Genomic DNA, 8,739 nt, shown 5'->3' with positions numbered 1-8,739 from the left:
CTTTTTTTCTTGAGTCATAGCTATACGCTGCTGGTATCTTTACCTTCACTACTAAGAGAACTTCTTATCTGATGCACGATACACAATTGTACTTCTGTGCTTTATGAAATACGCTGCTCATAGCTGCAGGAAAGCTTTTTAGACCATTAACACAGGCAACTAGAATATCTTCTACTCCTCTCTCTTTTAGGTTGTTTAATACCTCTAACCAGAAGTTGGCTCCTTCGCTTTCAGCTAAATAAAAGCCTAGCACTTCTTTCTTGCCATTTTGATCTATGCCCAACATGTTGCACATACATTTTACTTACGCAATGTCCACCCTCTCTGACCTAAAAAATATGCCATCCATAAATACTATTGGATATACTGATTGCAGCGGACGACTGCGCCATTTACTGATTACTGGCAATAATTTATCAGTAACACTCGATATCTCTGCTACAGATTTTATGGTCATAAACTTCCTTTACACATGATTCTACATCTCTGTATCCCATGTCACTGGCATATGTGCTTAAGACCTTTGCTTCAGGCTCGGAATGTAGGCTTGTCTGCCTTTTTTTGACTTTTTGGGTTTTAAAAGCTCCCCTCCCTATCTCTTGGCGTTAACAGCTTAAATGATCCTGCGCTTGTGCGTAAGTCTTTTGAATTTCTCCCATTCCTTCAATTATTTTCCTCACTTTCAGCAGATAAGTGATTTTCTATCTCACCTTCCAGACTTGCTTCCAGCAGCTTTTTATCAATGGTGTTAACGCACCATCCCTTCCTGTCAATTGCCTACCTTCTCTTATGGACAACAAGATGTTTATTTTTAATTCTTTGTAATCTACCAAACTGGCAGTTTTGTTTGCTATTTTTTGACCATATGTCAAACCTCCATTTTTTATATTAATTTGTTATTTTTTTCTCGGCTTGACACAGTCTATTTAACACTCCCTAAAAGCATACATTACGCTATTTAACTTCACTCTGTAACTCTTTGATTTCACTAAGGAAAAGACCAGTAAATTTTACAATAGTCTCAACATCAACGTTATTAGCCAACATTGCTTTTGCAACTTCAAATTTTCCTTCTTCTCCACCTTCTTTCCTACCTTCCTCTTTACCAATTTTGATGCCTTTTTCGGTGGCATCATCAAGTTTTTGAGCAGGACAGCCTGCTCATCGCGAATACGCTTTATTTCTTGTTCATAAGGTATAAATTCCTTCTCTGCTTAGTTGAACCTATTTAACTCTTCATATGCTTTTTTGATTATTATATCACTTCTTATTATTCTTTCCAATCCCCTTTCGCTGGTTTTTTCTGCATACTTGAAGAAGTAGACCCATTTTTCGACTATACTCTTCAATTGATCTTACTTCGTTTTTGGAAATTTTGGTAATTCAGTAAAGATAAAATAAAAATCTTTCAGATCGTGTTCATTAATACCCTAGTCTCGAATAGTATACCTTGATTTATATTCAGACTTACCTGGAAACAGGATACAATCTGCTACGGCAATAAAGATAATCTCTTTGAGGTCTTCATATTGATCACCTTTATCAGCCTATTCTGAATACGCCTTATCAGCATAATATTGAGCACGTTTTTCAAAGCTTTTAGTTTTAGCGACCTGGTTAGGTAAGGAAGTAGTATTACTACCACTCCCTCCCTTAGAAACGCAGCATGCAGGTTTCACCACACTACACTTGAGCCCCTTATCTAAGTTCTTCTTTTTTCGAACCGGCTTGTCCTTTATGATTCCTTGAAATACAACATTCTTATGTGGTGGCACCAACAGCAAAGAACCTTCTCTTAAAAAAGAGCTTGCCAACATTTTTGTTCGTTTCACTCTTTTATCAAAATACTTTTTCCATTTTAAGTCAGGTGGATTTGCATCCGCCCTGATTTTAATATGTTGCCTAATAGAAACATCGCTTAGTTTGAGTAAGCTCACAGACCTTATTTCTTTTGATCTGTCCTTGTATACAGATGTAGCGAAAACCCATTGGCAATGATTCATTACTTTAAAGTAACGATTCTTTATCCAACGTAATCCTTTACAGGGATGTCTCTTCTTTGCCCATTTCCATAAACTATACCAAATTTCATTGTAGATCTCGCTGAATGCTTTTTTGGCACACCCATAATGGTAATAGTTCCCCCATCCTCTTAATAAAGGATTGAGTGATTTAGTTACTACAGCTTACGAATTGCCTATATTTGCTTTTATTAATATATACGCTTTTTTAAAAATTTCTTAATACTCTTCTTTGCATGCGTAATAATTAATTTTTTATCATATCTACGTATATTACAGCCAAAAAAGTCAAACCCTTTTGTAATAAATGTAATCTTTGTCTTCTCTTCTGACAGAGCTAGACCTCTCTCATGAAGGAGGAAAGATGATACTAATGGCTTGACCTCATTTTCTAGTACTCCACGTGTGTTTCCTGAGATAATAAAGTCATCCGCATATCCGATTAAAATTACTCCATTTCTGATTTTATTTCTTTCTTGCTACCTAGTTTACCAAAGCGACTCTCTAATAATTTTTCAATACCATCTAAGGTAAAATTAGCTAGTACTGGAGAGATTATACCGCCTTGCGAGATACTGCAGTTGTGGGATATAAGGTTTCTGATTCTAGGAATCCAGCCTTTCACTAGCTATGAAGAACTTTCTTCTCCATAGGAATATGCTTCATAAACCATTCATGGTTAATATTATCAAAACACCCTTTGATATCACCTTCGAGTATCCATTGTGGTCGATTGCGCCTTGCTAGTAATAAGTGACAAGCAGCAATAGTGCCTGCGCAGGATCTTTTAGGTCTAAAGCCGTAGGAGTGACGGTCGCTGACTGTTTCAGCTACCGGTTCCAACGCAAGCAGATATAACGCTTGCATGGCTCTATCTTTTATCGTGGGGATTCCAAGAAGTCCTCTTTTGCCGTTAGACTTACTAATGTAAATTCGTTTTAGCAGAGAAGGTTTATATCCTCTTTGTTTTAACTGCTTTATTCCCTGAAATTTGGCATGCAAGTTGACCATAGTTGACGATCTACACCTGCTGCGTTTTTTCCTTTGTTTCAGTTACTCTTTATAACAGCTAAAGCTTTGCCGCTAAAGGAGCGCGTGAGAAGATGCTGTAAAGCCTTTACCTTAACCCCATCTTCCTTGTTGAACAGCTTTAACAATATGTCTTTGTAGACTCACAACAACTTCTTAGCATTTATTCCATGATAATTAGTTCTATGTTTCAGAGCTGTTGACAGGTGCACTTACAGTTTTACTTGTAATCATCTGCTTTCCTATCTTAAGTGGTTGACAAAGCTTCTTGTCACGAGGGACCAAATGGAAGTCTGCTCGTTTTCATGCGAATTAATGTTACAAATTCTATCCATTTAGTTACAAAATGGCATTCACTTTTTCCATTATACATCCATCAGCATTCCTTGCAGTTTGCTTGCCATTTAGGCAGAAATACAGGCTTATCCTGTTCCTCCAGTTATACAATAGTGGGTTAGGTGGCTTCTCTATACCGGTGAAATTATTATTTGCGTACATCCAGAAATGAGAAGTGTAACTCATCCACATTACCTTTTGGTCAGAACTTATCAGCATCTTTAGCTCTTTAATCGTTACGATACTTATGAAGCTTCACTTACGTTCACCATGCCACTTAGCCTAGCCCTCCAACCACGTGATGCTTGCAGTTTATGCTTCTCTTACGATTGAGCATCTTCTTTATCAAGAGGAGGTTCATTGTCTGCATCGCTTTGGCATCAACCGGTTGCCCGACTTGCACTGATACGTAGATTCAGATGGCAAAATATCTGGTTTAATAAGCTTTAGAATCCTCTCAGTTTCTTTCTGAATGAATTCCTCTCCTTTTAAACAATATGACCGAAGACTTTCAGGTTGCACCATTTCGACTATTACTTGCACTTCATTTTCGTTTCTACAGAGAACATCAATAATGCTTTACTTTTTGGAAGCAGCTTCAGCATCTATTATAGTACTCAAAAACTCATTTCTTTTATTTTTGCCCTGTCAGTAAAGCCCAAGATATCATTGAGAAAATGAATGAGAATATCCTTACTTTTTCAGTACCAAATGTACCGAAATGCTACATCATTTTTAGAGTCGAGAAATTTAGAAAAAGTCATAATATTGAAATAAAGACTAATGATTATAGATTATTATTAACAATCATTTAACTATGTTTTTAGCTTACTATGGCTCAATAAACTGTGTTAAGCTTTGCAACAATCTCTTGCATTTGCATTTTGTGGTCCTTGTGTTTCACTCACTTGAGTATTAGGTTTGAGTGCTAAATATGCCCCACTACTAATTGCGAGTGCAGCTACTACTGCTATACCAACCGTTACCCAAATATCTAACCCAACTGTACGTTTAAGTGCAATAAATGCTACCAACCCAGCAGCAAGACCAACACCAGCGGCAGCAGTATGCGTTGGAGCTCTTGATTGTCCAGTCGGTTGTTTTTTAGCTTCTAGTTCTTTGCCTTCCTTTTGTAGCGCCTGAACTTCAGTGTCTTCAGCTTCCAAGTCTTTCTTTAATTTTTTAACTTCGGCATTTTTAGCTTTTAAGTCTGCCTCCAGCTGATCAGACTTATCTACTTTTTGTCTTATTCCACTCTCTAGATCAGCTTTTACTTGATCTGTTAGCTCAGTTCCCAGTTTATTTTTAGCTTCATCTTTTGCAGTATTTTTAAAAGCCTCATCGTTTCTCAATTCGTTTTCAGCTTCAGTTCTTACTGTGTCATCATTTTTCAGTTCATTCTTAGTAGCAGTAACTGTTGTTGGATCAGCTTTTAGTTCATTTATCGCAGCTGTTTTTATTACATTGTCAATTTTTGGTGCATTTTTTATTTCTTCTCTTAATGCAGCTAGTGCGTTTTCTAGGCTTTGCTCACCTTCAATTTCCAACTCTGCTTTTAATAAATTCACTAGTTCTTGTTTTTGCTGGAAATTCAGATTATGACCATTCTCACTTAAAGCATCAACAAGATCTTCTAAACTTTTAAAATCCATAATAAACCTCGGTACTATAAGTTAGTATTATATACACCCTTAAATTTTAAAGTCAAGTAATACTTATCATGACATACTCATAAAATTTTAGTGTAGTCGTCCTTACTTAGTTATGTTAACTTAGAGCTCAAGATTGGGAAATATTTATGTTAGAAAAAAAATACAGCTTTAAAGAAATCGAATCCAAGTATAACATATTGTGGGAAAACAGCAAAATTTATAAATGGAGTGGTGAAAAGGATAACACTTTCACTATAGACACACCTCCACCGACGATATCGGGGAAATTGCATATCGGTCATATATTCAGCTATTGCCACACAGACTTTATTGCACGGTTTCAGCGCATGCTGGGGAAAGGTGTATTTTATCCAATTGGGTTTGATGATAACGGGCTCCCCACTGAAAGATTGGTAGAACAAACCTATAAAACCCGTGCAAAAGAAGTTGGCAGAGAAAAATTTATAGAAATGTGCCATGAGGTTATCGAAAGATCAAAGCAGGAATTCAAGGAATTATTTAAATCAGTTGGCATTAGTCATGACTGGAGTTTGGAGTATCACACAATCAGTAAGGAAACTATAACGCTTTCTCAAATGTCGTTTATTGACCTACATAACAAGGGGTATGCATACAGGAAAATGCAACCCATCCTTTGGGACCCGGTTGATAAAACCGCGATTGCGCAAGCAGAAATAGAGGATAAAGTCTTTGAGTCATCCTTAAACACGATAGTTTTTTCCACCGAAGAAAGTGAGCAGATCAAAATTGCAACTACACGCCCTGAGCTGCTTCCAGCATGCGTTGCAGTTTTTTGCCATCCAGAGGATGCGCGCTACATTCATTTGATTGGAAAAACAGCTACAGTAGCAATAACAGAGGAAAAAGTTCCAATTATAGCCGATGACAAGGTCAAAATAGATAAAGGCACTGGACTGGTTATGTGCTGTACATTCGGTGATGAGCTTGACATATACTGGCAGCAAAAGCATAACTTGCCAATGAAAATTATCATCGACCAGGATGGGAGGATAAGTCTTTATGATGTCATTCCGCCACACCTTGGTGTCATTTCAGCGCGTGACGCTGGAATCTATGATGAAATAAATGGACTAAAAGTTAAAGAAGCAAGAAAAAGAATAATTAAAATCCTGAGTAGAAAAGGACTTTTGATAGAAAGCACTAGCATTTCTCACTCTGTTAAGTGTGCAGAAAGATCTGGTGCACCACTTGAAATATTACCTACTTATCAATGGTTTATCAAGACTTTAGAGGAAAAAGCTAAAGTGTTAGATAAGGTAAGAGAATGCAACTGGCATCCAGCTACCATGCGAAAACGCATGGAGGTGTGGATAGAAGGACTAAATTGGGACTGGTGTATCTCAAGGCAGCGCTATTTTGGTGTACCATTTCCAGTGTGGTATTCAAAACGTAAAGGAGAAGAAGGCAAAATCATTCTAGCTGAAGTGAAGGATCTGCCTATAGATCCACTCAAGGATTTACCGACAGGGCATAGTAAGGAAGAAGTTATTCCAGATCAAGATGTAATGGACACTTGGGCCACAAGTGCAATTACTCCTCAGCTAAGTGCGCTGGCAGTAAACAATGAGATTCACTTACCGAATCACCGCTATGACAAGATATTTCCTGCAGATCTGCGTAGTCAAAGCCATGAGATAATAAGAACTTGGGCTTTTTATACGATTTTGAAAGCGCATTATCATGCAGATTCACTGCCGTGGAAAAATATCATGATCAGTGGTTGGTGTTTAGCTGATGATAAAAAGAAGATGAGTAAATCAAAAGGCAACGTCATCACCCCTCATGCAATACTTAATACTTATGGGGCTGATGTAGTGCGTTATTGGGCAGCAAACTCAAGGCTTGGAGTTGATACAGTTTACTCCGAAAATATATTTAAAATTGGCAAGCGCCTCGTTACAAAACTTTGGAATGCCAGCAAATTTGTCTCCATGTTCACAGAAAAGTACCAAACAGTAAGCATAAATTCCATCAGTGAGACGATGGACAAATGGATACTGTCTAAGCTATACAAAGTAATAGATAGAGCAACGAACAACCTGTTGCAATTTGAATACTGCGAAGCTTTGGGAGCAACAGAGGAATTTTTCTGGAAAGATTTTTGTAATAACTACTTAGAGCTGGTGAAAAAACGTGCGTATGGAAATACAGTAAGTAGCGAAGCAAACTCGAGTGCAAAACAGGGTTTGGCATATGTGTTAAACATTATTTTGCGGTTATTTGCACCTTTTTTGCCGTACATTACGGAAGAGATATACCACCAGTTATATAGCTATAATTCTGTGCATAATCAAAGCAATTGGCCAAGTAAAGAAGAACTTATCTATGATAAGCATTCTGAAGAAATGGGAGACGATTCTGTGCAGATATTGAACCTCGTGAGGAAAATAAAGGCAGATAATAATGTGTCAGTTAAGCATTTGATAAAAAAATTGACGATAAAAGCAAACACACAAGAGGATAGGTTGAATCAATCCGTGCAAGATGATTTGCAAACGGTTTGCAACGCTGAAGTAATACAGTGGAGTGAGGATATAACAGGATTTACAACAGAAAATGGAAAATTTACCGTAGGTGTGAAGTTATAATAAGCACTTTCTCCCGTAGGTAAGAGAATTTTAACAAGAATACACAACCATTACTGCTTTTTTATGGGAAGAATAACAAGTGATCTGTTTAAAAAAGCCAACGTGCCTTATCTTGTAGTCAGTTCTTTTGCTACTTTTATGTTAATTTCATCCTTAGTGCTTGCTGTAGTTCCTCAAGTACTTTTTCCTCTAATCCTTGCTTTGGCTACGTTGTCTGTTTTGGTGATTGCACTCTCGTGCAGAGCAATTAGTAGTAATAAGAGAATGGAGGTTGAGAGAAGTAAATTTGCTGAAAAAGAGCAAAGGTTAGAAAATAAAATATCTTTAGAAAAAGAAGCTGGAGAAGCTGCAAGTAGACAAGTGGAGAGGCTAATAGTCAATTATATGAATTAACTCAAGAGGGCAAGATTTAGATAAAAGAGTAAGAAAATTAGATGAGAAAGTAGTTCGGTTAGAAGCTGAAAAAGATAATCTTTCTGGAGAAAAAGAATCCTTAGAGCAAAAGTTAGAAGGTAAAATGAATCATATAGCCGAATTATGCAGAATGGTAAACGAATTTAAAAAGATAATAAATGCGCCTTATAAACAGGAAAAGAAATTACACCGTGAACAACAAGCAAAGGAGTTGCTTTGTAGACGAATACAAATGAAGGAATTACGCTATGCACAAATGAAGAAATCATTGCACCTTAAAACTTCCGTTTATGTAAACAGTTACGAAAAGAAGAAAGTAACTTAGCTAAAAAAAAGAATGTACAGGAAAACTGAAAAGGGAAATAAGCGATATTTATGTATGAAAAACCAAAAAATAAAAATGGGATGAGGAGAAAGAAGAATTGCAAGTAGAATTGGATAGACTAAAGAGTGAAAATAAGCGGCTTTCTCAAGAGAATAGTCGTGTTAAAAAAGAACTAGAAAAGGCAAAACAATATGCTGATGTTGATCATAGGAAATAGACAGTGCATATCGTGCTAGTTGTAATAAACAAGCAGAAATACAAAATTTGCAAGCTATGTTACGTCAGCAATCAAAAAGTATAGAAGATTTGGAGAGCGAGTTAGACCAACAAAA

6 protein-coding genes and 5 pseudogenes are annotated in these 8,739 nt (G+C 36.8%); 3 read left to right on the top strand and 8 right to left on the bottom strand.

From position 1 onward, the window contains the following. Positions 1–64: 64 nt before the first annotated feature. The 8 genes and pseudogenes from IHO13_RS05960 to IHO13_RS01710 form a co-directional block, all read right to left on the bottom strand. Positions 65–457, bottom strand: a pseudogene (locus IHO13_RS05960) (transposase). Positions 458–576: 119 nt separating this feature from the next. Further along, a pseudogene (locus tag IHO13_RS05955) lies at positions 577–624 on the bottom strand (hypothetical protein); the annotation flags it as partial. A 330-nt stretch (positions 625–954) separates the two neighbouring features. Next, a pseudogene (locus IHO13_RS01735) lies at positions 955–1,817 on the bottom strand (Rpn family recombination-promoting nuclease/putative transposase). Positions 1,818–2,069: 252 nt separating this feature from the next. Beyond that, a pseudogene (locus tag IHO13_RS05730) lies at positions 2,070–2,117 on the bottom strand (hypothetical protein); the annotation flags it as partial. Between the two features lie 352 nt (positions 2,118–2,469). Then, the gene (locus IHO13_RS01725) at positions 2,470–2,646 is read right to left on the bottom strand and encodes a hypothetical protein (protein ID WP_225537992.1); all 177 of its coding nucleotides are present in this window, start codon (positions 2,644–2,646) and stop codon (positions 2,470–2,472) included. Then, a complete protein-coding gene (locus IHO13_RS01720) occupies positions 2,646–3,032 on the bottom strand; it encodes a reverse transcriptase domain-containing protein (protein WP_225537991.1) in 387 nt (128 codons plus the stop codon). Before IHO13_RS01720 ends, IHO13_RS01725 begins: the two co-directional genes overlap by 1 nt. 936 nt (positions 3,033–3,968) lie before the next feature. Next, a pseudogene (locus IHO13_RS01715) lies at positions 3,969–4,150 on the bottom strand (PD-(D/E)XK nuclease family transposase); the annotation flags it as partial. 87 nt (positions 4,151–4,237) lie between these two features. Next, on the bottom strand, positions 4,238–5,038 hold the full coding sequence (locus IHO13_RS01710; RefSeq protein WP_225537990.1) for a coiled-coil domain-containing protein: 801 nt from the start codon (positions 5,036–5,038) through the stop codon (positions 4,238–4,240). Between the two features lie 146 nt (positions 5,039–5,184). On the opposite strand from IHO13_RS01710, the gene IHO13_RS01705 reads away from it, so the two are divergent. The 3 genes from IHO13_RS01705 (at position 5,185) to IHO13_RS01695 (ending at position 8,407) form a co-directional block, all read left to right on the top strand. Continuing rightward, positions 5,185–7,668, top strand: a complete 2,484-nt coding sequence (locus tag IHO13_RS01705) for a valine--tRNA ligase (RefSeq protein WP_225537989.1) — start codon at positions 5,185–5,187, stop codon at positions 7,666–7,668. Positions 7,669–7,731: 63 nt separating this feature from the next. Next, entirely contained in the window at positions 7,732–8,061 is a 330-nt protein-coding gene (locus IHO13_RS01700) for a hypothetical protein (protein WP_225537988.1), read from the top strand. A 124-nt stretch (positions 8,062–8,185) separates the two neighbouring features. Beyond that, the gene (locus tag IHO13_RS01695) at positions 8,186–8,407 is read left to right on the top strand and encodes a hypothetical protein (protein ID WP_225537987.1); all 222 of its coding nucleotides are present in this window, start codon (positions 8,186–8,188) and stop codon (positions 8,405–8,407) included. The last annotated feature ends 332 nt before the right edge of the window (positions 8,408–8,739 follow it).

The sequence above is a fragment of the Wolbachia endosymbiont of Mansonella perstans genome, assembly GCF_020278605.1.
In the GTDB taxonomy this organism is placed as follows: Bacteria; Pseudomonadota; Alphaproteobacteria; order Rickettsiales; family Anaplasmataceae; genus Wolbachia.
Note: the sequence above shows the minus strand (reverse complement) of the source record. Positions and strands in the feature narration are given on the sequence as shown.

What these genes read in the sequence shown, in the direction of transcription:
- IHO13_RS01710 (WP_225537990.1), bottom strand. Translation starts at nt 5,038, where the DNA reads ATGGATTTTAAAAGTTTAGAAGATCTTGTTGATGCTTTAAGTGAGAAT.
- IHO13_RS01700 (WP_225537988.1), top strand. Translation starts at nt 7,732, where the DNA reads ATGGGAAGAATAACAAGTGATCTGTTTAAAAAAGCCAACGTGCCTTAT.
- IHO13_RS01720 (WP_225537991.1), bottom strand. Translation starts at nt 3,032, where the DNA reads ATGGTCAACTTGCATGCCAAATTTCAGGGAATAAAGCAGTTAAAACAA.
- IHO13_RS01705 (WP_225537989.1), top strand. Translation starts at nt 5,185, where the DNA reads ATGTTAGAAAAAAAATACAGCTTTAAAGAAATCGAATCCAAGTATAAC.
- IHO13_RS01695 (WP_225537987.1), top strand. Translation starts at nt 8,186, where the DNA reads ATGAATCATATAGCCGAATTATGCAGAATGGTAAACGAATTTAAAAAG.